Source organism: Sphingomonas sp. (genome assembly GCF_036731925.1).
Taxonomy (GTDB): Bacteria; Pseudomonadota; Alphaproteobacteria; order Sphingomonadales; family Sphingomonadaceae; genus Sphingomonas.
The window spans coordinates 287,998-310,308 of record NZ_DAINDJ010000001.1 but is presented as its reverse complement, the minus strand read 5'-3'; the positions used below and the strand labels follow the sequence as shown (position 1 = coordinate 310,308).

At 67.8% G+C, this 22,311-nt stretch carries 20 protein-coding genes; 11 read left to right on the top strand and 9 right to left on the bottom strand.

What is annotated here, in order from left to right:
* Positions 1-32: 32 nt before the first annotated feature.
* The gene (locus tag V7E00_RS01455; RefSeq protein ID WP_333570933.1) at positions 33-1,655 is read right to left on the bottom strand and encodes a DUF5597 domain-containing protein; all 1,623 of its coding nucleotides are present in this window, start codon (positions 1,653-1,655) and stop codon (positions 33-35) included.
* On the bottom strand, positions 1,652-3,859 hold the full coding sequence (locus V7E00_RS01450; protein ID WP_333570932.1) for a WD40/YVTN/BNR-like repeat-containing protein: 2,208 nt from the start codon (positions 3,857-3,859) through the stop codon (positions 1,652-1,654). Before V7E00_RS01450 ends, V7E00_RS01455 begins: the two co-directional genes overlap by 4 nt.
* Before the next feature lie 175 nt (positions 3,860-4,034).
* On the opposite strand from V7E00_RS01450, the gene V7E00_RS01445 reads away from it, so the two are divergent.
* Both V7E00_RS01445 and V7E00_RS01440 read left to right on the top strand, forming a co-directional pair.
* Positions 4,035-5,012, top strand: a complete 978-nt coding sequence (locus V7E00_RS01445) for an alpha/beta hydrolase (protein ID WP_333570931.1) — start codon at positions 4,035-4,037, stop codon at positions 5,010-5,012.
* Between the two features lie 59 nt (positions 5,013-5,071).
* Entirely contained in the window at positions 5,072-5,203 is a 132-nt protein-coding gene (locus tag V7E00_RS01440) for a hypothetical protein (protein WP_333570930.1), read from the top strand.
* A 22-nt stretch (positions 5,204-5,225) separates the two neighbouring features.
* Here V7E00_RS01440 and V7E00_RS01435 read toward each other — a convergent pair whose 3' ends face one another.
* Positions 5,226-6,077 carry an IclR family transcriptional regulator gene (locus V7E00_RS01435; protein WP_333570929.1) on the bottom strand — a complete coding sequence of 284 codons (852 nt, stop codon included), beginning with the start codon at positions 6,075-6,077 and terminating at the stop codon, positions 5,226-5,228.
* Between the two features lie 119 nt (positions 6,078-6,196).
* On the opposite strand from V7E00_RS01435, the gene V7E00_RS01430 reads away from it, so the two are divergent.
* Genes V7E00_RS01430 through fucP form a run of 4 tightly spaced genes read left to right on the top strand, consistent with a single transcriptional unit; the run spans position 6,197 to position 10,302 of the window.
* Positions 6,197-6,937: an SDR family oxidoreductase gene (locus tag V7E00_RS01430; RefSeq protein WP_333570928.1), complete on the top strand. Its 741-nt coding sequence runs from the start codon at positions 6,197-6,199 to the stop codon at positions 6,935-6,937.
* The gene (locus tag V7E00_RS01425) at positions 6,937-8,223 is read left to right on the top strand and encodes an L-fuconate dehydratase (protein WP_333570927.1); all 1,287 of its coding nucleotides are present in this window, start codon (positions 6,937-6,939) and stop codon (positions 8,221-8,223) included. The genes V7E00_RS01430 and V7E00_RS01425 overlap by 1 nt, the downstream gene beginning before the upstream one ends.
* Positions 8,220-8,987, top strand: a complete 768-nt coding sequence (locus V7E00_RS01420) for an SDR family oxidoreductase (protein ID WP_333570926.1) — start codon at positions 8,220-8,222, stop codon at positions 8,985-8,987. Before V7E00_RS01425 ends, V7E00_RS01420 begins: the two co-directional genes overlap by 4 nt.
* A 34-nt stretch (positions 8,988-9,021) precedes the next feature.
* A complete protein-coding gene (gene fucP / locus V7E00_RS01415; protein ID WP_333570925.1) occupies positions 9,022-10,302 on the top strand; it encodes an L-fucose:H+ symporter permease in 1,281 nt (426 codons plus the stop codon).
* A gap of 59 nt (positions 10,303-10,361) precedes the next feature.
* Here the strand turns inward: fucP and V7E00_RS01410 are convergent, their stop codons facing one another.
* Genes V7E00_RS01410 through V7E00_RS01390 form a run of 5 tightly spaced genes read right to left on the bottom strand, consistent with a single transcriptional unit; the run spans position 10,362 to position 14,553 of the window.
* Positions 10,362-11,060 carry a hypothetical protein gene (locus V7E00_RS01410; RefSeq protein WP_333570924.1) on the bottom strand — a complete coding sequence of 233 codons (699 nt, stop codon included), beginning with the start codon at positions 11,058-11,060 and terminating at the stop codon, positions 10,362-10,364.
* Between the two features lie 50 nt (positions 11,061-11,110).
* The gene (locus tag V7E00_RS01405) at positions 11,111-11,728 is read right to left on the bottom strand and encodes a LutC/YkgG family protein (RefSeq protein WP_333570923.1); all 618 of its coding nucleotides are present in this window, start codon (positions 11,726-11,728) and stop codon (positions 11,111-11,113) included.
* Positions 11,725-13,116 (bottom strand): lactate utilization protein B, encoded by a 1,392-nt coding sequence (locus V7E00_RS01400; RefSeq protein WP_333570922.1) that lies wholly within the window; start codon positions 13,114-13,116, stop codon positions 11,725-11,727. Before V7E00_RS01400 ends, V7E00_RS01405 begins: the two co-directional genes overlap by 4 nt.
* Positions 13,113-13,877, bottom strand: coding sequence for a (Fe-S)-binding protein (locus V7E00_RS01395; RefSeq protein ID WP_333570921.1), 765 nt, complete (start codon positions 13,875-13,877; stop codon positions 13,113-13,115). Before V7E00_RS01395 ends, V7E00_RS01400 begins: the two co-directional genes overlap by 4 nt.
* Positions 13,878-13,923: 46 nt before the next feature.
* Positions 13,924-14,553, bottom strand: a complete 630-nt coding sequence (locus V7E00_RS01390; protein WP_333570920.1) for a TetR/AcrR family transcriptional regulator — start codon at positions 14,551-14,553, stop codon at positions 13,924-13,926.
* 102 nt (positions 14,554-14,655) lie between these two features.
* Between V7E00_RS01390 and V7E00_RS01385 the strand changes: the two genes are divergently transcribed.
* The 5 genes from V7E00_RS01385 (at position 14,656) to V7E00_RS01365 (ending at position 22,029) form a co-directional block, all read left to right on the top strand.
* Positions 14,656-15,909, top strand: coding sequence for an efflux RND transporter periplasmic adaptor subunit (locus V7E00_RS01385; protein ID WP_333570919.1), 1,254 nt, complete (start codon positions 14,656-14,658; stop codon positions 15,907-15,909).
* A 6-nt stretch (positions 15,910-15,915) separates the two neighbouring features.
* Complete coding sequence (locus V7E00_RS01380) at positions 15,916-19,092, top strand: efflux RND transporter permease subunit (protein ID WP_333570918.1); 3,177 nt, start codon at positions 15,916-15,918, stop codon at positions 19,090-19,092.
* Between the two features lie 5 nt (positions 19,093-19,097).
* The gene (locus V7E00_RS01375) at positions 19,098-20,528 is read left to right on the top strand and encodes an efflux transporter outer membrane subunit (RefSeq protein WP_333570917.1); all 1,431 of its coding nucleotides are present in this window, start codon (positions 19,098-19,100) and stop codon (positions 20,526-20,528) included.
* Between the two features lie 62 nt (positions 20,529-20,590).
* Entirely contained in the window at positions 20,591-20,893 is a 303-nt protein-coding gene (locus V7E00_RS01370; protein ID WP_333570916.1) for a hypothetical protein, read from the top strand.
* Positions 20,894-21,177: 284 nt separating this feature from the next.
* Positions 21,178-22,029, top strand: coding sequence for a fumarylacetoacetate hydrolase family protein (locus V7E00_RS01365; protein WP_333570915.1), 852 nt, complete (start codon positions 21,178-21,180; stop codon positions 22,027-22,029).
* Between the two features lie 124 nt (positions 22,030-22,153).
* Here the strand turns inward: V7E00_RS01365 and V7E00_RS01360 are convergent, their stop codons facing one another.
* Positions 22,154-22,294 (bottom strand): hypothetical protein, encoded by a 141-nt coding sequence (locus tag V7E00_RS01360; protein WP_333570914.1) that lies wholly within the window; start codon positions 22,292-22,294, stop codon positions 22,154-22,156.
* Positions 22,295-22,311: the final 17 nt, after the last annotated feature.

Sequence of the window (22,311 nt, the reverse complement as noted above, 5' to 3'; positions counted from 1 at the left end):
CAAACCTCCTGCGTTTCTTCTATTTCTGCCGCTCAACGATAGCGGCCCATGGTAACCTTCAGAACCTGCGGTCGATCGATCAGGTTGAGCCCGTAATCGGTCTGGTCGCCGTTCCAGATTCGCGTCGTCTGCCACTTGCCGTCGACGAAAGTTCCTTCCTCGGCTCGCAGCATGATGCCGTTGGGAGCGCTGCCTTCCGCCGCCGAGAAGGTGACGCGGACATGGTCGCCCACCACCAGGAACTCGTTGTCGGAAAGCTGCGCGACGGCCACGCCGCCGATCTTCTCCGCGCCCCAGGGCGTCGGATCGGTCTTGAGGAAGGTCCATTCCTTCATGCCGAACTGCCACTCGCCCCAGCTGGCGGTGATCTGCCAGCCGCCCAGCGTGGTGCTGCGCGGCTTGTTGTCGTCCGGCTTGGCCACGCCCCAAGTCGGGCGGGTATAGGCGATACGTGCCCAGTCCCGCGCGATGCTGCCCAGCGTGCGATAGGGGAGCGCGAAGGCATCCACCGTCGCCGGATCGAGGTCGCGCGCGCCGAGCGGGAAGTTGAAATAGCCCGTCGCGTCCATCCCGAACGGCGCGAAGCCGATCGCGCCGCGGCCCAGCGCCTCGTAGAAGAAGCGGGCGAAATCGCGCGCGTTACCGATCTCCGGCACCATCAGCGCGTTGTCGGGGCGGGCATATTTTTCGAGGTAGAGCGAGACGTTCTCGCTGCTGCGATCGTAGAGATCAGGTGCGGCGAAATCGAGCGCGGGTGCGGCCGCCTTCCAGATGTCCAGCACGTCCTGCTGCGGGCCGCCGCTCGCCACGCCGTCCGGATCGGGCACGTTGGAGGCGCCGGCAAGGGCTGCGTTGACGTACATGGGGAGCGGCTTCACCGCCTTGCCCGCGGCGGCGATGGCGTTGACATAACGCGCCACGTACCAGCTGTTGAACGCGCGATCCGCCTGCGCGCCGAACGCCTGGGCCCAGGTGCCGCGCTTCCCCGTCTTCTTCGCCAGTTCCGCCGGGATTGCCTGCGCGAACAGCCGGTTGCCCTCGGCAGAATAATCGCGCGGATTGCGGTAGCTGCCGGTCTCGTTCTCCGGCTGGACCAGGATCACGGTATTCTGCGGATCATGGTCGCGCAGATACTCCATCACCTTCACAAAGGCACGCATGTCCGCCTTCAGCGTCTCCGCGCCATGGGCGCTCAGCACGCCGTGGTCCTTGCCGTCACGCGTCTTCATCCGCGGGAAGCGCTTCGAGTCCAGCTTCACCCAGTCGGGCGTATAGGCATAGCTGGTGTTCTTCCACGTGCCGAACCACAGGAGCACCACGCGCTTGTCGTGCGCCCGCGCCTGATCGAGCAGCGTCTGGAGGAAGCTGAGGTCGAACTCGCCCTCGCGCGGCTCCACCTGCTGCCAGGCGATCGGCACTTCCACCGTATTGGCATGCATGCGGTCGAGCACGGGCCAGGCGGTGGCCAGCGGCTCGGCATAGTTGCTGGAGTTGTTGACCTGTGCGCCCAGCATCAGGAACGGTGCGCCGTCGACGATCAGCGCATGGCGGCCATTCTTCGTCTCGATGTGCGGCACCGGCGTTGCGGTCTGCGCCGTCGCCGTGCCGGCCAGCAGCAGCGCAAGCGCCGCGCCCCCAAGCAAATGCTTCCTCATTTCGTCTCCCCTGCCGGATCGCCATAGAACAACCCGCGCCCGTCCGTGCCGAGATATACCCGGCCGGCGATACGCGGGTCGCCCGAAATCACGCGGAACCGCAGGCCCCATTGGTGCCTGTCGTCGTTGATCCGCTGCCAATGTTTCCCCAGATCGTCCGAGCGCCACACGGCGCGCAGCCCGTCCATCGTGCCCACGGCGTAGAGCGCAGGGTCACGCCCCTGCCCCTTCCCCAGCCCGAACAACTCCACCTGCAGCGCACCGCTGACTGGCCGGAACGATTCGCCGCCATCGGTGCTGCGCCACAGCTGGCCGCCCAGCTTCAGCCACAGCTCGCCCGCCGCGAAGGGCGAGGCGACCAGCGTCGACTGCTGCTCGCGGTTGCGGATCCGCGCCGCCGAGAGATCGGCCGGGAGCCCGCGCCCGGCGAGCGGCACGAAATGCGCGCCGCCATCGCGCGAGCCCAGTATTCGGGTGTCGCTCACCGCATAGAAGCGGGCCGGATCAACCTTGTCCGCCGTCGCCCGCGTGCTGCCCGGCAGCCCCTCCACGCGCAGCCAGCTCTTGCCGCCGTCGCGGGTGCGCAGCGGCTCGGGCGTTCCCACCAGCATCGTCCCGCCATCGGCGGAGACGCTGATCGCCGCCTCGCCGTTCAGGTCGGCACGGGCCGGCGGGTTGCCCATTGCAGGCACCTTCACCGGCACCCAGCTGCGCCCGCCATCCTCGGACCTGCCGAGCGAGGCATCGCGCGGGCGATTGGCGTACAGGCTGCCGCTGCGCACGATCACCCGCGGCTTGCCGCCCGCATAATCGAGCGTGTTGGTGTTGGAGAGATAGGGGTTGGCGAAGCTCGGCTGCGGCGAGACGGCGAAATCGTCGTGCACGAAGCCGGCGAGATCGCCGAAACCGGAAACGAGATGCGCGCCCCCGGTCGGCGAGATGAGCGTGATGATCGCGGTCTGCTCGATGCCGCGCACCCAGGGCGCCCAGGCGACGCTCGCCTGCCCCGCCGCGCCCGTTGCATAGACGGTTGCGCCCGTCGTGTAGGCGATGTGCCCGGCATCGAAGGGATCGATGGCAAGGCCGGTGATCCAGTGGCCGAAGTCCGCGCCCTTGCCCTCGTGGAGCAGGAAGGGCGACGCGGTGATGTCGCGCCGGCTCCGGGGGCCGAGATCGTCCCAGTGCGCGCCGCCGTCGCGCGACAGCCACAGCGTGTCGCCCAGCTTGTACCGATCGAGCGTGCTGATCGCCACGGTGCCCGGCGCCGAGGCGGCGACCGCGACGCCCAGGATGCCGCCCTCGCGGTGATCCGGCGGCGTGATCGCCTGCCCCCTGCCCTCCGGGGTGAAGCGCCATACCGCCCCGTCCAGCGCGTCGCTCTGACCGATGCCGGTGGCATAGCCGACATAGAGCGTACCGTCCGCCGCGATCGCCGCCTTGACCGCCAGCATCTCCGGCCCGGGGCCCGCGACCGCCACCCACGTCGCGCCGCCATCCTCGGAGCGGTAGAGGTGCACGGCGCCAGGATCGGCGACACCCGCCCAGATCCGCCGCGATGCGGCGCCGGGCGTGCCGCTGGACGGATCGCACAGCACAAATGCCACGCCGCCATGCGTCTGCCGCGGCGCCGGCTTGCCCAGTCCCGCCACCGGAAACGCAGTGAGCTTGGTCCAGTGCGCGCCCGAATCGTCGCTTCGCCACAGGCCGTCATGGCGGGAGCCGAAGAACAGGGTGGTCGTGCGATTCGGGTCGACCGCCAGCCGCTCGCCAAGACCGCGGCCAGCCTCGTTGCCGCCCATCGCGAAGGGCACCGGCGTCACCGTCCACGTCGCGCCGCGATTCTCCGATCGGAGGATCGCTGCCGGGGCGTTCGCGCCCATGCCTGCCGCCATGGTGACCACAGCCGGATCGTGCGGATCGGGGGCGATGCTCTCGATGCCCATATAGCTGGAGACAACGTTGCCATCCTGCAGCGGCACCCATCGGGCTGCAGCGGCATCCCAGCGATAGGCGCCCCCCATGTCGGTGCGCAGATAGGCGAGCCCGCGTTCGGCCGGGCTGAACACGATTCCCGGCGCGTAACCGCCGGCACCCACCGTCACATTGGCCCAGCGATAGGGGATCTGGGCCTGCGCCACGGCCGGCATCGGCGCGGCCGCGACGGCCAGCACCGCGAGCATGCCGAGCGACATGGAACGCGCCATTACTCTCCCCTCCCGTCGCGGAGCCCCATGGCCCCGTTTACGATCGTGCTCGAACGGGTTAGCGCTACCAGAAGCGGAAGGAAACCGCTCTTTTGAAATTTACTTTTGCTGGTGGAAGCACCCTCCCTTCATGGTGCATAACCAGCGACATAACTCGTGCTCCGGGGAGGAACAGATGATCTCGCAAGAACTTAACCGTCGCCACCTGCTGGGCGGCATGGCGCTTGCCGCCGGCCTGTCCGCGCTGCCGGCTCAGGCACAGGGCGCCGCGCAGGATGAGGTGCTGCCGCTGTGGCCGGGATCGCCACCGGGCTCGCCCGCGACCCTGCCGACGCCAAAGTACGACCAGCGCTCCAAGGACCCGGCCTTCAACGACCGGTGGCTGACCGGCGTCGGCCAGCCCTCGCTCACCGTCCGCCGTCCGGCCCAGCCGAACGGCACTGCGGTGATGCTCGTCCCAGGCGGCGGCTATGGCTTCCTGGCGATCGACAATGAGGGCGAGGAGCAGGCACGCTGGCTGAACGCCATCGGCATCACCGCCTTCATCCTGCGCTACCGCCTGCCCACCGAGGGCTGGGCCAACCGCGCGACGGTGCCGCTTGCCGATGCGCAGCGCGGCCTGCGCCTGATCCGCGCCTCGGCCAAGCGGTACGCCGTCGATCCGGCGAAGGTGCTGGCGATCGGCTTTTCGGCCGGCGGCCACCTCACCGGCAGCCTGGCGACGCGCCATGCCGAGCGCGTCTATGCGCCGGTGGACGCCGCCGACCAGCTCTCCGCCCGCCCCGACCTCGCGGGCCTGATCTATCCGGTGGTCAGCCTCGCGGCGCCTTTCACCCATGGCGGTTCGCGCGACAATCTGTTCGATACCGGCGCCGATACGGCGGCACTCGCCGCCGCATCGGTGGAGAACCGCGTCACTGCGGATACGTCGCCGATCTTCCTTGCCCATGCCAGCGACGACGGGCTCGTGCCGATCGCGAACAGTCTGGCGCTGTACCAGGCGATGCTCGCCGCCAAGCGCCCGGCTGAGCTCCACGCCTTCGATCAAGGGGGCCACGGCTTCGGCGTGCGCCTGCCCAAGACGGTGCCGGCCTCTGCCTGGCCGACGCTGTTCGCCGCCTATGCACGGCGATCGGGGCTGCTCGCCGGCTGACGCAACGATCCGGGCTGCTGCGCGTCTTTCGTTGAGGATTCAACGACAAGGCGTGCAGCATGGACCCGAGAAGCGAACCCGTCGAAAAGCGCGCCCGCAAGGGCCTGAGCGCCATCGCGCTGATCATCCTGGCGATCATCGCGACGGTGTTCGTCGGCTATAACATCTACTACGTCGTCACGCCGGGCTGACGGCCGCGGCGACGGTCGCCCTTCAGGCCTCCGTCGCCCGCACCCGACGACGGCGTCCCGGACTGGCGATCGAAACGCTGGGCACCACCGGTGCGTCGCCGCGATCGAACCAGCCCAGCGCGGACGAGATCGCCGTCGCCGTCTCCCGGAGCAACGCAAGCGCCTCGTCGTGCGAAACATGCGGTGCGTCGTCGATCGCGGCGAGGAACGGAATGGTGAGCGCCGCGACGACATGCCCGTCGAACCCGAAGATCGGGCAGCTCATGTCGGACACGCCGGCCATGCGCGCGCTGGGAATCGACTCATACCCCTTGGCCCGCACGGCGTGCAGCCGCTCCGCCAGCCCCTTCGGCAGCCCCTTCGGGTAAAGCGCAGCGCGGCGCTCCTCGTCCATCGCCGCGAGCAGCACATGGCCGGAGCAGCTGGTCAGCAGATCGATCTCGGTCCCCAGCCGCACGGCGAACCCCGTCTGACCCGGGCTTTCCTGCCGCGCGACGATCAGCCCGCGCGTGCCGTTCACCACCACCAGGTGGCAGGATTGCACCGTCGCTGCCGCCAGGCTGTGCATCAACGGCGTCGCGACATGGGTGAGTTCCTGCGCGGGCGTCGCGCGGTGCGCAATCTCGAGCACGCGATAGGTGACGCGGTACCGATCGCTCACGCTGTCCTTGTGCAGCCATCCCCGGCGATCCAGCACCACGATGATGCGGAACAGCTCGCTGATCGAGCGCCCCAGCCGCTGCGCGATCTCGCTGATCGTCAGCCCCTGCGGCTCGGTGCCGAGTAGTTCGATCACGTCGATCGCCTTTTCCAGCGCAGGCGCGGCGTAGGCGGGCGACTTGTCGGCTGAAGCGGGTGGTGCGGTATCGGTCATGCCGGCACGCTAACCAAAGTGGCGGGCGGTGTCATGCCACTTGCGAACGCGCGTCGCTTCTGGCTAAGAAGTTGAAAGTCGTTTTGACATATGAAAACTATTAGGGAGATGGAGAGGCGATGCGTTTCCGGAACAAGACCGCGCTCGTAACCGCGGCAGGGCACGGCATCGGCCGCGCGACGGCGCTGCGGCTGCGGGACGAAGGCGCTCGCGTGTTCGCGCTGGATCGCGACGGCGACGCGCTTGCGACGATGAACGGCGTGGAGCCCGTGGTGCTCGACCTGCTGGACGCCGCAGCGATCGCGGATTTGCCTGGGAAGATCGGCGCGATCGACGCGCTCGCCAACATCGCCGGCTTCGTCGCTGCCGGATCGATCCTCGACGGCAGTGAAGACGACTGGAACCTCTCCTTCGATCTCAACGTCCACGCCATGCACCGCATGATCCGCGCCTTCCTGCCGGCCATGCTGGAGCGGGGCGGCGGCGCGATCGTCAACATGTCCTCGATCGCTTCCAGCGTGAAGGGCATTCCCAATCGCTATGCCTATGGCGCTTCCAAGGCCGCCGTCATTGGCCTGACCAAGGCAGTAGCGGCGGACTTCGTTGCCAAGGGCATCCGCTGCAACGCCGTGTGCCCGGGCACCGTCGACACGCCCAGCCTGCGCCAGCGCGTGGCCGAACAGGCAGCAACGCAGGGCATCGCCGTCGAAGACGCGCATGCCGCCTTTGTCGCCCGCCAGCCGATGGGCCGGCTTGGCCGCGAGGACGAGATCGCCGCGCTGGTCTGCTACCTCGCCAGCGACGAGGCCGCCTTCACCACCGGCGCGGTGCATGTGATCGACGGCGGGTGGGTGAACTGATGACTCTGCACGCCCGCATCACCGGCCTGCGCACGGTCGACCTCCGCTTCCCGACCAGCGCCTCGCTCGACGGCTCCGACGCGATGAACCCGGACCCCGATTATTCGGCGGCCTATGTCATCCTGGAGACCGACGTGCCCGGCCTCGAAGGCCATGGCCTCACCTTCACCATCGGCCGCGGCAACGACATCTGCGTCGCCGCGATCGAGGCGATGCGCCACCTCGTCATCGGGCTCGACCTCGCCTGGATCGCCGAGGAGCCCGCGCGGATGTGGCGGCACCTGACCGGCGACAGCCAGCTGCGCTGGATCGGGCCGGACAAGGGCGCGATGCACCTCGCCACGGGCGCGGTGGTCAACGCGATCTGGGATCTCTGGGCCAAGGCCGAGGGCAAGCCGGTGTGGAAGCTGGTGGCGGACATGACGCCCGAGCAGCTCGTCCGCGCGATCGACTTCCGCTACCTCACCGATGCGATCACGCCCGAGCAGGCACTCGCCCTGCTCACCGAGCGCGCGGCGGGCAAGGCTGAGCGCGTCGCCACGCTCGAGGCGACCGGCTATCCCTGCTACACCACGTCGGCGGGCTGGCTCGGCTACCCGGACGAGAAATTGCGCCGCCTCGCGCAGGAAGCGGTCGATGCCGGCTTCGACCATATCAAGCTCAAGGTCGGGCGCGACCTGGAGGACGATATCCGCCGCGTCCGGATCGCGCGCGAAGTGCTGGGGCCCGATCGCAAGCTGATGATCGACGCCAACCAGGTGTGGGAGGTCGGCCAGGCGATCGAGTGGGTAAACGCGCTTGCCTTCGCGAAGCCCTGGTTCATCGAGGAGCCGACCAGCCCCGACGACGTGCTCGGCCACAAGGCGATCCGCGACGGGATCGGCCAGGTGCAGGTCGCGACCGGCGAGATGTGCCAGAACCGCATCCTGTTCAAACAATTCATGGCGGTCGGGGCGGTCGACGTGATCCAGCTCGACGCCTGTCGCATCGGCGGCGTGAACGAGGCGCTGGCGGTGCTGCTGCTCGCCGCACGCTACGGCCTGCCGGTGTGCCCGCATGCCGGCGGCGTGGGGCTGTGCGAATACGTCCAGCACTTGTCGATGATCGACTATCTGTGCTTTGCCGGCACCATGGACGGACGCGTGATCGAGTATGTGGATCATCTCCACGAGCATTTCCTGGAGCCGTGCGTGATCAAGGACGCGGCGTATATGCCGCCCCAGCAGCCGGGCTATTCGATCCAGATGAAGCCGGAGACGCTCGTCCAGTACCGGTTCGGCGCATGAACCTGGGGCTCGCCGGCAAGGTCGTGATCGTCACCGGCGGCTCGTCGGGGATCGGCGCGGCCATCGCGGCGGGGTTGGCGCGCGAAGGCGCCCGGCCCGCCCTTATCTCGCGCGAAGCGCCGCCGCCCGAGCTGGTCGCACAGCTCGGCGAGGACTGGCTGTTCCACCCCTGCGAGCTGGCCGAGGACGATGCCGTGATCGCCGCGGTCGGCGCAGTGGCGGCGCGCTGGGGCCGGATCGACGGGCTGGTCAACAATGCGGGGCTGAACGACAATCTCGGCTTCGAGGCGACCCCGGCGCAGTTCCGCGCCTCGCTCGACATCAACCTTGTCCATTATTTCGGCATGGCGCGCGCGGCGCTCCCGCATCTGCAGAAGGCGCGCGGGGCGATCGTCAATATAAGCTCGAAGACCGCCATCACCGGCCAGGGGCACACCAGTGCCTATGCCGCCGCCAAGGGTGCGGTGCTGGCGCTGACCCGCGAATGGGCGGTGGCGCTGCGCGGCGACGGCATCCGCGTCAACGCGATCGTGCCGGCGGAGGTCGAGACCCCCGCCTATGCCGAATGGCTGAAGAGCTTCGACGACCCCGCTGCGCGGCGCGAGGAGATCGAACGACGCGTGCCCTTCGGCCACCGCTTCACCACGCCGGAAGAGATTGCCGACACCGCGTTGTTCCTGCTTTCCGATCGGGCCAGCCACACCACCGGCCAGTGGCTGTTCGTCGACGGCGGCTACACGCATCTGGACCGCGCCATCGAATGACCCCAACAGGGGCGTCGCACCAAGGAGAGGACCCATGGCCAGCAAGGCCGGACGCTACACCCCCGCCATTATCCTGACGGTCTCGCTGTTCTTCCTTTGGGGCATGGCGAACAACCTGAATGACATCCTGATCGCGCATTTCCGCCGCGCCTTCACGCTGAGCGACTTCGAGACGAGCTTCGTGCAGCAGGCTTTCTATCTGGGCTATTTCCTGCTCGCGACGCCCGCGGCGATGCTCGCGCGGCGGCGCGGCTACAAGACCGCGATCGTCACCGGACTGACGCTCTACGCGATCGGCGCGCTGCTCTTCTATCCGGCAACGCATTTCGGCGAGTATCGCTGGTTCCTTGCCGCGCTGTTCGTGATCGCCTGCGGCCTCGCCTTCCTCGAGACCTCCGCCAGCCCGCTGATCGCCGAACTCGGCAGCCCGGAAACCGCCGCCCGCCGGCTCAACTTCGCCCAGGCAGCCAACCCGCTCGGCACGATCTTCGGGGTGCTGGTGGGGAAATACTTCATTCTCTCCAGCTTCGCGCAGGACGAGAAGGCGCTGGCCGCGATGTCCGCCGCCGAGCGGACCGCAACGCTGCGCGGCGAGCTCGCCTCGGTGCAGACGCCCTATCTGGTGATCGGGCTGGTGGTGCTCGCCTTCGCGATCGCCGCCGCGCTGATCGCGTTCCCGGACAACCGCAGGGACGGCGACGCGCCCGCCGTGCCGACGGGCGAGGCGCTCGGCACCGTGCTGCGGGACCGGACCTTGGTGTTCGCGGTGGTGGCGCAGTTCTTCTATGTCGGGGCGCAGGTGGGGCTGTGGAGCTACACGATCCGCTACGCTCAGGTGAACCTGCCCGGCCTGACCGAGCAGGGCGCGGCCGACTATCTGTTCGCCAGCCTGGTGCTGTTCGGCGTGGGCCGGTTCGTCGGCGCGGCGATGCTCGGCAAGGTCCCGGCGCCGCAGCTGCTGGTGGTGTTCTCGGGGCTCTCGGCAGTGCTGGCAGCGGTGGCGGTGTTCGTCGGCGGGACGACCGGGCTCTACGCGCTGGTCGCGGCGAGCTTCTTCATGTCGATCCAGTTCCCGACGATCTTCGCGATCGGCATCGGCGGCCTGGGCCCGCTCAAGCAGATCGGCGCCTCGCTGATCGTAATGGCGATCATCGGCGGCGCAGTGCTGACCGCGGCGATGGGGCATCTGTCCGACCTGGCGGGGATCAACCTGGCGCTGCTGGTGCCGGCGGTGGCGTTCCTGGTGGTGCTGGGCTTCGGCCTGCGCGCGACGGGGACGGCGGGGGATGTGGAGTTGGTGACGGCGGGGCATTGAATTTGCTAGTCAGACGATTTGCCATGTTCGGGCGTAGGCCCATTCAATCCAAGCGCGTTCTATTCCACCAAGCTGAAATACTGATGATCCTGCATCACATCATTCCAATAGAAGCGAAGCCATCGCCACTTTGCTCGTACTGATGCAGGAAGGCTCATGTCGGTAGAATTCGACCTGATATGGCTAGCCACCATCAGCCCTCTCAGCTCTACGTCTTCAAAGGCATCCAAGCTGCTGTCGAAATTCTGATACTCCCAAAGCGTGTGGACCATGGCTGTCAGATCCATAGGATCCAGGCGGATCAGATGGGTTAGATTGAATCTGTGCGCGTCGGCTTGGGCATCTTTGCAGAGCGATATTCGGGGCGGCGACCCAGATGCGTCGCCCGAATAAGCCTTCAGAAGACCTGTTCCAAAAAGCTTATCTCTCGTGTGAAGCAAGTTGCCGACTGCTACTCCGCCCCGGAGTAAAATACCGTCGGCCATAAGGTTGCCAGCCAAGCGGACGCAACCAGAGCATAATGCGACTAGCCCCAGATCTGTTCTGTCGGCAGATAGCACGACACAATCATAAAATTGAGTGAATTGAAACCCTGTCGACGGGGGCGCTTGCACGAAGGTCTCTCTGAGCGTCCAGATTATACTCCTTATTACCTGCCTTTTACCGTCGTCGGCATCCGCCTGTTGAACGAGCTGACTAAAGCCGAGAACATCCATAAAGGCGACGTATCGTTCCGCGTAAGCTCCGTCTTCTTGCATTCACTAACTTTAACCGCATACCTACCGCTTTGCGAGCCTAACTGGGCTCATCACCCCACCAGCACAACATGCAGAAACCGCGGGCCATGCGCGCCGCGGACATAGGTGCCTTCGATGTCGGTCGTGCCGCTGACGCCCGTTACCCAATAGTGCGCGCGCGGCACCGTCCCCCCCGGGGCGGCGTCCTCCAGCCAGCGGACCAGCCCGGCGACTTCCAGCACGACGATGTGCCGCAGCGCCAGGAAGTTGGGGAGCATTGGCGCTTCCGGCGAAGTCTCAAACACCAGCGAACCCGTCTCCGCCACTCCGGCGCGGGCGAAGGCGAGCACCGCGCCGTCATCGATGGGGCATGCCGCCAGCCGCTCCAGCCCGGACCAGTCGAGCCCCGCCACCCGCGCGTCGGGCGGCAGCCATAGCGACGGTGCCGCGCCCTCGGCGGCGAGATACTCCGCCACCGCCGCCGGCAATACCGCCAGCGAGCCGATCCGCGCATGCGTCGCCGCCACGCTCGGCAGCGCCAGCTGCGCGAGGAAGCGCGCCACCAGATCCTCCGGCCCTGCCGGCCGTTCGCGTTCCTCGCCCGTCAGCAGCGCCGCCGCCTCTGCAGCCAGGTCCTCCGCCGCCCGCGCCGGCCCCAGCCGCGCCAGGATCGCGTCGCGTGCGCTCATCGTTCGCCCTTTCGATAGCGGTCCATGAAGCTCTCCGCCGCCGGTGCCGGGAAGTCGCGCCCGCCGGTCCAGCCGCCGGCCAGCGGCAGCTTCGCGATCCAGCCGCGCCCGGCCAGCCGCATCGCCCGGATCGCCCAGCGCACCCCGGCGCGATACAGCCACGGCCGCCGCGCCGCCCAGGCCCAGAGGCCGAGCCCTGAGCGCAGCGTCACCGGCTCCAGCCCCTCGCGCCAGCTCTTCTCGCGCCAGCCGCGCAGCAGCGTCGGCAGGGGGATCGCGACCGGGCACACCTCCTGGCACTTGCCGTTCATGGTGCAGGCGTTGGGCAAGTCGCGGCTCGCCGCCAGCCCGTCGAGCGCCGGCGTCAGCACCGATCCCATCGGCCCCGGATAGGTGCCACCATAGGCATGGCCGCCGATCTGGCGGAATACCACGCAATGGTTCATGCACGCGCCGCAGCGGATGCAGCGGAGCATCTCCGCCAGCCCCGCGTCGCGCATCGCGCTGCGGCCATTGTCGACCAGCACGATGTGCATCTCCTCCGGCCCGTCGCGATCCCCTGCCCGCTTCGGCCCGGCATAGAAGGTGGTATATTGCGTGAGCGCCGCGCCGGTCGCCGATCGGGCGAGCAGCCGCAGCAGATGCACCGCATGGTCCATCGACGGGACCAGCTTCTCGATCCCCGCGGTCACGATATGCACGCGCGGCGGCACCAGCGAGAGCTCGGCATTGCCCTCGTTGGTGACGGTGCAAACCTGGCCCGAATCGGCGATCAGGAAATTGGCGCCCGAGATGCCGACATCCGCGCCCAGCATCTCGCCCCGCAGCTGCCGCCGGGCACTCGCCGCCATCGCGACGATGTTTTCCTCGACATGCGGCTCGCGGTGGCGGGCGTGGAACAGCGCGGAGACCTGCTCGCGCGTCTTGTGCATCGCCGGCCAGATGATGTGCGAGGGCCGCTCGCCCGCCAGCTGGATGATGTGTTCGGCCAGATCGGTCTCGACCCGGCCGATCCCTGCTGCCTCCAGCGCGTGCGGCAGGCCGATCTCCTCGCCGAGCATCGACTTGGAGCGGGCGACGCTCTTCGCGCCGGCCTTGCGGCAGATGTCGACGACGATTGCACAGGCCTCGTCGGCGGTGGCAGCCCAGTGGACCGTCGCCCCCGCCGCCGTCGCCGCCGCCTCGAACTGGACGAGGTAGCTGCCCAGATTGGCGATTACATGGTCCTTGATCGCCGCCGCCCGCTCGCGCGCTGCGGCGAAGCTGGGCCAGGCGCCGATCGCCGCGCTCCGCTTGGCCTCGGCAGTACCGGCGGTGCGCTCGACCGCCACCTTGAGCTGGCGGTCGGCCAGCGCGGCATCGACCCGCACGTCAAACGTGCCGCTCATTGCGCTTCCCCGATCGCCGGGCCGTCGGCCATGCCGGCCAGCACCTCGATCGTGTGGAAGGCGCGCACCTCGGCGCCGCGCCGGTGGAGCTTGCCGGCCATGTTCATCAGGCAGCCGAGATCCCCCGCGAGCAGCAGCCCCGCACCCGTAGCCTCCACTGCCGCCGCCTTCTCGTCGGCGATGGCATTGGAGATGGCGGGGTATTTCACGCAAAAGGTGCCGCCGAAGCCGCAGCACGTCTCCTCGCCCGAGAGCGGCACCAGATCCAGCCCGTCCACCGCCCCGAGCAGCCGCCGCGGCTGCGCCTTGATGCCGAGTTCGCGCAGCCCGGAGCAGCTGTCATGATAGGTTGCGGTTGCCGGCAGCGCCACGCCCTCGGGCCGCCAGCCGCGCGCATCGAGATAGGCGAGGATTTCCCAGGTCTTGGCCGCGACCGCCTCGGCGCGCGCCGCCCATTCAGGATCGTCGGCAAGCAGCTCGGGATAATGGCAGCGGATCGTCCCCGCGCAGCTCCCGGAGGGAACGACGATCGCGGCATACGCCTCCAGCATCGCCACGTTGCGCCGGGCAAAGTCCGTCGCAGCCGCGCGGTCGCCCGAATTGAGCGCCGGCTGCCCGCAGCAGGTCTGCGCCTCGGGCACCACCACTTCGCACCCGGCATCCGCCAGTGCCCGCAGTGCCGCAAAGCCTACGCGCGGCCGCATCGCATCGACCAGGCAGGTAACGAATAGCGCAATCCGAGGCGACGGTGAGTAAGTCATGATGCTTTATCGCACATCCTGGGAGCTGTTTCCAGAAAGCGGGACGTCAGCGCGCGGCTGCCGCCCGCATCGCCTCGACTTCCGCGCGCAGCATCTTGAGCGCAAGTTCCGCGGCGCATTTGGTATCGCGCGGATCGCCGAGGAAACGGTGCTGCGTCAGCCCGAGCGAGATCGACAAGACCAGGTCGATCAGCGCCTGCCGGCGCTGCGCAAGATGGTCTCCGGGCGCCAGCACTTCCAGCGCGGCGAACATCGTCTCGCGGACCTCGTCCCGCGTGCCTTCGAAGATCGCCGCCACACGCTCGTTCCGCGCCGATTCCGCGACGATCTCTGCAAAGAGCGGATCGGATTCGTCAGGCTCCGAGTCGATGAAACTGTCGATCCAGGACCATACAGGCACGGGGTCGTTGGTGGCGATCCCCCGCCGAAGCTCGTCATCTCCCAGGAATTCCATGCAGTCGGCCTGCACGATCTCCGCGACAATCGCTTCCTTCGAAGAAAAATCGCGATAAATTTGACCTACCGCAATGCCCGATTCCTTGGCGATCTGGGCCACGCCGGTTGCGTGAAAACCGTTCGCAATGAACAACCTGCGCGCCGCCGACACGATTTTTTGGCGGCGCATCAAAGCCTTCTCGCGGTGCGGAACCCCGCCGCTTTCCATGGTTTCTGCCATCCAAGCCACCTATAGAATCGTCTTGACCGAGTCACTCGCTTCGCAGTAGCGGCGAATGTGAGCGAACGTTCACTCACATAACACATAACGGCAGGCACCCGCATGACTTTTCTCCGTCACACCGCGCCGGCACTCGCGCTTGTTCTCGCCGCCTGTGGCGGTCAGTCCCAGCAGCAGGGCGCCGGGGCCCCCGGCGCCGCCGGCGGCCAGCAGGCGGCGCCGCCGCCGGTCTCCTATATCGTCGTCCAGCAACAGGCCGTGCCGCTCACCAGTGAGCTGCCCGGCCGACTGAGCCCCTATGAGAGCTCGGACGTCCGCCCGCAGGTCAACGGCATCATCCTCGAACGGCTGTTCACCGAAGGCGACATGGTGCGTCAGGGGCAGCCGCTCTACCGGATCGACGCCGCGCCCTATCGCGCCGCCGTTGCCAGTGCCCGCGCCGCGCTCACGCGCGCCCAGGCGACGATTGCCAGCAGCGAGGCGCTCGCCCGCCGCTATGGCGAACTCGTCAAGATCAACGCGATCTCGAAGCAGGAAGCCGAGAACGCGCTCGCCAGCGCCGCGCAGGCGCGCGCCGACGTAGCGGCGCAGCGCGCCGCGCTCGCCACTGCCGAGATCGATCTCGCTCGCACGACCATCCGTGCGCCGATCAGCGGCAAGATCGGCCGGTCCGTGTTCACCACCGGCGCGCTGGTCTCCGCCGCCCAGGCCGATCCGCTGACGACCATCCAGCGGCTCGACCCGATCTATGTCGACATCCAGCAGTCGAGCGCCGACATCCTGAAGCTGCGCCAGTCGATCATGGCCGGCCAGGTCGCCCGCGACGGCAACGCCAAGGTGGCACTGAAGCTCGAGGACGGTACCGATTACGGCCCGCAGGGCACGATGCGCTTCGCCGACGTGACCGTAGACACGGCGACCGGCAGCCAGGTCATCCGCGCGCTGTTCCCCAACCCCAACGGCCTGCTCCTCCCCGGCATGTTCGTCCGCGCGCACCTGATCGAGGGCACGCAGCAGAACGCGATGCTGGTGCCGCAGCGTGCGGTGAGCCGCGACGAGCGCGGCAACCCGATGGTGCTGGTGGTGGGCGCCGAGAACAAGATCGAGCCGCGCCCGATCCAGACCAGCCGCACCGCGGGCGACGCCTGGATCGTCACCGACGGCGTGAAGCCGGGTGACAAGGTGATCGTCGAGGGCGCGATGATGCTGCGCCCGGGCATGCCGGTCACCCCGCAGCCCTGGAACCCGAACGCCAAGCCGGCCCAGGGCCAGCCCGGCGCCGCGCCCGCGCAGGGCCAGTCGGGCGGCAAGCCCGCCCAGGGCCAGTCGGGCGCCCAGCCCGCCCAGGGGAAGTAAACGCCCATGTCGCGCTATTTCATCGATCGCCCCATCTTCGCATGGGTCATCGCGATCATCATCATGCTGGCGGGCATCCTCGCCATCCGCTCGCTGCCGATCGCGCAGTTCCCCACCATCGCGCCGCCCGCCGTCTCGATCACCGCGACCTATCCGGGCGCCGATGCCAAGACGCTGGAAAACACGACGACGCAGATCATAGAGCAGCAGATGAAGGGGATCGACCACCTTCGCTACTTCTCGTCTTCGTCCTCGTCCGCCGGCACGGTGACCATCACGCTCACCTTCGAGCAGGGCACCGACCCGGACATCGCGCAGGTGCAGGTGCAGAACAAGCTGCAGGCGGCCACCCCGCTCCTGCCGCAGGAAGTGCAGCAGCAGGGCATCCAGGTCGCCAAGGCCACCCAGAACTTCCTGGTAGTCATCGGTCTCTATTCGGAAGACGGCTCGCACAGCGGCACCGATCTCGCCGACTATGCCGTGTCGAAGCTGCAGGATCCGCTGTCCCGCGTGAACGGCGTCGGCGACACCCAGATCTTTGGTTCGCAGTACGCGATGCGCATCTGGGTCGATCCGGTGAAGCTCACCAAATACGCGCTCACCGTCGATGACGTGACCTCCGCGGTCCGCGCGCAGAACGCGCAGGTCTCCGCCGGCCAGCTGGGCGCGCGCCCGGCGCCGAAGGAGCAGATGCTCAACGCCACCGTCTCCGTCCAGTCGCGCCTCACCACGCCCGACCAGTTCTCCCAGATCCGCCTGAAGAGCGGTGCCGACGGCTCGGTCGTGCGGCTCGCCGACGTCGCGCGCGTCGAGCTGGGCGCGGAAAGCTATGGCTTCGAGTCGAAGTGGAACGGCAAGCCCGGCTCCGGCATCGGCATCAAGCTCGCTCCCGGCGCCAACGCGCTGACCACGGTCGACGCGGTCAAGGCACGCGTGAACGAGATTGCCAAGACCTTCCCGGCCGACATCAAGGTCACCTACCCGTACGACACCACGCCGTTTGTCCGCCTGTCGGTCGAGCAGGTGGTGCACACGCTGGTCGAAGCGGTGGTGCTCGTCTTCCTGGTGATGTTCCTGTTCCTGCAGAACTTCCGCGCCACGCTGATCCCGACGATCGCGGTGCCGGTGGTGCTGCTCGGCACCTTCGCGGTGATGGCGATCGCCGGCTATTCGATCAACACGCTGACCCTGTTCGGCATGGTGCTGGCGATCGGCTTGCTCGTCGACGACGCGATCGTTGTCGTCGAGAATGTCGAGCGCCTGATCACTACCGAGCATCTCAGCCCCGTCGATGCCGCCCGCAAGTCGATGGACGAGATCACCAGCGCGCTGGTCGGCATCGCCCTCGTCCTGTCGGCAGTGTTCCTGCCCATGGCGTTCTTCGGCGGTTCGACCGGCGTGATCTACCGCCAGTTCTCGATCACGATCGTATCGGCGATGGTGCTTTCGGTGTTCGTGGCGCTGGTACTCACGCCGGCGCTCTGCGCGACCATCCTCAAGCCGCATGATCCCGACACGGCCGAGCGTACCGGCCCGCTCGCGCGCTTCTTCCGCTGGTTCAACGAGAAGTTCGACAACGGCCAGCGCCGCTACGAAAAGGGCGTGCGCAGTACCGCGCGCAGCTGGAAGCGCTCGGGGCTGGTCTATCTGCTGATCATCGGCGGCATGGCCTTCCTGTTCCTTCGCCTGCCCTCGGGCTTCCTGCCCGAAGAAGACCAGGGCATGGCCATCGCGCTGGTACAGGGCCCGGCAGGCGCCACCTCGGCACGCACCGACAAGGGCCTCGACCTGGTCCGCGACCATTTCCTCAAGCAGGAAGCGGGTAACGTGCAGGGCGTCTTCACCATCAACGGCTTCAGCTTTGCGGGCGCCGGCCAGAACAGCGGCCTGGTGTTCATCCCGCTGAAGGACTGGGCGGACCGAAAGGGCAGTGCCAATTCGGCGCAGTCGATGGTCGGCCGCGCGATGGGCGCCTTCTCGCAATATCGCGATGGCCAGATCTTCGCGGTCACCCCGCCCGCGGTGCAGGAGCTGGGCAACGCGACCGGCTTCGACCTGCAACTCGTCGATACCGGCGGCATCGGCCATGAACGCCTGCTCCAGGCGCGCAACATGATGCTCGGCATGGCGATGCAGGATCACCGCCTGGTCGGCGTGCGCCCGAACTCGCTGGAGGACGCGCCCCAGCTCAAGGTCGACATCGATCAGGACAAGGCCAAGGCGCTCGGCCTCGACCTCTCCTCGGTCAACAGCACCATCGCCACCGCATGGGGCGGCGCCTATGTGAACGACTTCGTCGACCGCGGCCGCGTCAAGCGCGTCTACATCCAGGCGGATTCCCCGTACCGCCTGGCGCCGGAGGACATTGCGAACCTGTATGTTCGCGGTGCCACCGGGGAGATGACGCCGTTCACTGCCTTCTCCACGCTCAGCTGGGAGCAGGCACCGGTGCAGCTCACCCGCTATAACGGCCTGCCGTCGATGGAAATCCTCGGCTCGCCCGCCCCGGGCGTGTCGACCGGCGTCGCGATGGAGGCGATGGAGGCGATCCACGCCAAGCTGCCCCCGGGCACCTCGCTCGAATGGACGGGCCTTTCCTACGAGGAACGCCTGTCGGGCGGCCAGGCACCGTCGCTGTACGCGCTGTCGCTGCTGATCGTGTTCCTCTGCCTTGCCGCGCTGTACGAGAGCTGGTCAGTGCCGATCTCGGTCATCCTGGTGGTGCCGCTCGGCGTGGTCGGCGCGCTGCTCGCGGCCAAGCTCACGGGACTCAACAACGACATTTACCTGCAGGTCGGCCTGATCACCACGATCGGCGTGTCGGCGAAGAATGCGATCCTGATCGTCGAATTCGCCGAGGAGCGGATGCGCGAGGGCATGAGCGCCTTCGACGCGGCGATCGAAGCCGCCAAGCTCCGTCTGCGCCCGATCCTGATGACCAGCCTCGCCTTCATCTTCGGCGTGCTGCCGCTGGCGATCACCACCGGCGCGGGTGCCGGCGGCCAGAATGCGATCGGCCGCTCGGTGGTGGGCGGCATGCTCTCCGCCACCGTGCTCGCGATCTTCTTCGTGCCGATGTTCTTCGTGGTGGTGCGCGGTCTGTTCGATCGCCGCCGCAACAAGGGCAAGACGCCCCCCGCAACCACCCATGACGGCGGCGCCTCGGCGCCCCAGGGAGCCTGACGGCCGTGACCAACCGCTTCCCCCTGCTTCTCGCGCTGGCCGCGAGCACCGCGCTCTCGGCCTGCAACCTCGCTCCGAAATACGCCCGTCCGGAGCCGGCCGTGCCGGCGGCGCTGCCGCAAGGCGGCGTCTACCCGGCCGCCGCCACCGATGCGCCCGACATCAGCAAGATCGGCTGGCGCGACTTCTTCGTCGACGATCGCCTGCGCCGGGTGATCCAGCTCGGCCTCGACAACAACCAGGATCTGCGCCTCGCCGCCGCCAACGTGCTGCGGGCACGGGCCCAGTACCGGGCGCAGCGCGCGGACCTGTTCCCCGCGATCGGCGTCAGCGGGACCGGCACCTACACCAACACCGCCCAGTTCGCGGCGAGCGCGGGCGGTGCGCTGGGGGGCGGCGGCGTTCAGGACGTGCAGAACTTCAGCGTCTCGGGCGGGATCACCTCGTTCGAGCTTGACCTGTTCGGCCGCGTTCGCAACCTGAGCCGCGCTGCGCAGGAGCAATATTTCGCCAGTACCGAGGCGCAGCGTGCCACGCGCGTCTCGCTGATCGGGGAGATCGCCAGTGCCTGGCTGACCCTCGCCTCGGATCGCGAGCAGCTCGCCATCGCGCAGAACACGCTGCAGGCCTTCCAGCAGTCGCTGGAGCTGACCCGCGCCCAGTTGCGCATCGGCACGGCCTCCGAACTCGAATCGCGGCAGGCGGAGACCAACTACGAGTCCGCCCGCAACGACGTGGCGACGGCGCAGACGCGGATCGCGCAGGACATCAACGCGCTCCAGCTGCTGACCGGCGCGCCGGTCGCGGCCGAGCTGCTGCCCGAGACGCTGGGCGACGCAAAGGCAACGATCGACGCGCTGCCCGGCAACGTGCCGTCGGAAGTGCTGCTGCGCCGGCCCGACGTGCTGCAGGCCGAGCACCAGTTGATCGCGCAGAACGCCAATATCGGCGCCGCCCGCGCGGCGTTCTTCCCCAGCCTCTCGCTCACCGCCACGGCCGGTTCGATCGCATCGACGATCGGCAAGCTGTTCGGATCGGGCACCGACACCTACGCGGTCTCGCCCACGGCATCGCTCAGCATCTTCAACTTCGGCAAGAACCAGGCGAACCTCGCCTATTCCAGGGCCTCGCGCGACGCGGCGGTGGCGACCTATCAGAGGACGATCCAGACCGCCTTCCGCGAAGTCGCCGATGCGTTGGCCCAGCGCGGCACGATCGACGAGCAGCTGCGAGCGCAGAGCGCGCGGGCGAATGCAGCGGAAGTCGCTGCCCGCCTGTCCGACGCGCGCTACCGGGCGGGGGTGGATTCCTTCCTCACCGCGCTCGATTCGCAGCGCAGCGCCTATGCTGCCGAGCAGCAGCTGGTCACCACCCGGCTGACCCGCGCGACCAATCTGGTAACCCTGTACAGAACCTTAGGCGGCGGCCTCGACTAGGCGCTTGCCAGCTGCAAAAATCGGCATACTCTCTGGATCCAAACAGGAGAAGGAGAGGTGTCGTGTCGCCCAACGAAACCCAGCCGGACCAAGACCCGGGCCTGCCCGCACTGCCGGTGCAGGCCGCAGACGAGAGCATGATCATCCTCGAAGGTCTGCTCTGCGTGATGCGGGAGAAGAACCTGCTCTCGCGGCAGGACATCGAGCTGCTCTGCCAGAAGGTCGAGCGCCGCGCCGCCGGCATCAGCAAGAACCCCCTGCCCTGCTGCCCGGACAAGGCGGCGAACGCGCGCAACTATGTCCAGCGCCTCGCCGACTATCTCGGGCACCGCTATGGCGGCAAGCACCTCCGCCGGGTCAGCTGAGCCGCTAGGCAGCCCGCGCCGCCCCGACCGTCATCCCGGCGAAAGCCGGGATCCATCGGGGTCTCCGTTGCGGCTCTTGCCGCGCCCGAGCGGCGTCTGGATCCCGGCTTCCGCCGGGATGACGGCTGCGGGGAAGACGCGGCTTCGCCGCCACCGCTTCCGAGCGCCTTCCGCTCGCCCCTGCCATGCCTCCTGTATCCGCCAAACCGGCAAATCCCGCTTTGGCCGCGCGGACATGCGCGCTAGTGCGCAATCGTCTGTCTTTTCTGAATGAGGACGCTTGCATGAAGTTGCTTCGCTATGGCCCGCGCGGTGCCGAAAAGCCCGGCCTGCTCGATGCCGAGGGCCGTATCCGCGACCTGACCGGGCTGGTACCCGATCTCACCGTCGACGTGATCGAGCGGATCCGCGCGGTCGATCCCGCTACGCTGCCGGTGGTCGAAGGCAATCCGCGCCTCGGCGTGCCGGTCGCGGGTATCGGCAAGTTCCTCGCGATCGGGCTCAACTATGCCGATCACGCGCGCGAAGCCGGCCTCGAGCCGCCGCCCGAACCGATCTTCTTCACCAAGGCGATCTCGTGCCTCACCGGCCCGAACGATCCCGTGATGATCCCCAAGGGCTCGCAGAAGAGCGACTGGGAAGTCGAACTGGGCGTGATCATCGGCAAGACCTGCCGCCATGTCGACCAGGCCGATGCGCTGGATCATGTCGCCGGCTATGTCCTCGCCAACGACGTGTCCGAGCGCGCGTTCCAGAAGGAGCTTGGCAGCCAGTGGGACAAGGGCAAGGGCTGCGACACCTTCGGCCCCGTCGGCCCGTGGCTGGTCACCCCGGACGAGATCGCCGACTGCCAGGCGCTCGACATGTATCTCGACCTCAACGGCAAGCGCATGCAGACCGGCAACACCGCGACGATGATTTTCCCGGTGGCGGAATGCATCGCGTACATGAGCCGCTTCATCACGCTCCACCCCGGCGACCTGCTGATCACCGGCACGCCCCCGGGCGTCGGCGAGGGCCAGAAGCCGGAGAAGATCTTCCTCAAGCCGGGCGACGTGATGGAACTGGGCATTTCGGGCCTCGGCACCCAGCGCCAGGACGTGATCGCGTTCGATCTGGCCGCGCTGGAGGGCTGAGCGCCCTCCCTTCATCTCACCCCCCTCCCACCTGCGGGAGGGGGCTTGGGAGCAGAAAGACCAGGCAAAGGGATCCAGTGCGGCGTGTCAGAAACGCCCACTAGGCGCCAACTTCGCGGATGGGCTAGGCGAAGTCACCAAGCGCTTCCGCATCCTCGTCCGGAAGCTCATGCTCCGCCGGATTATCCTTCGGCGTTCCGAAAGGAGGCTCGGTGGCCATATCGCCAGGGTCGGGCGCGTTGCCGGGCGTGCGTGTCGGGTTCATCGGTTTTTCCTTCCTTG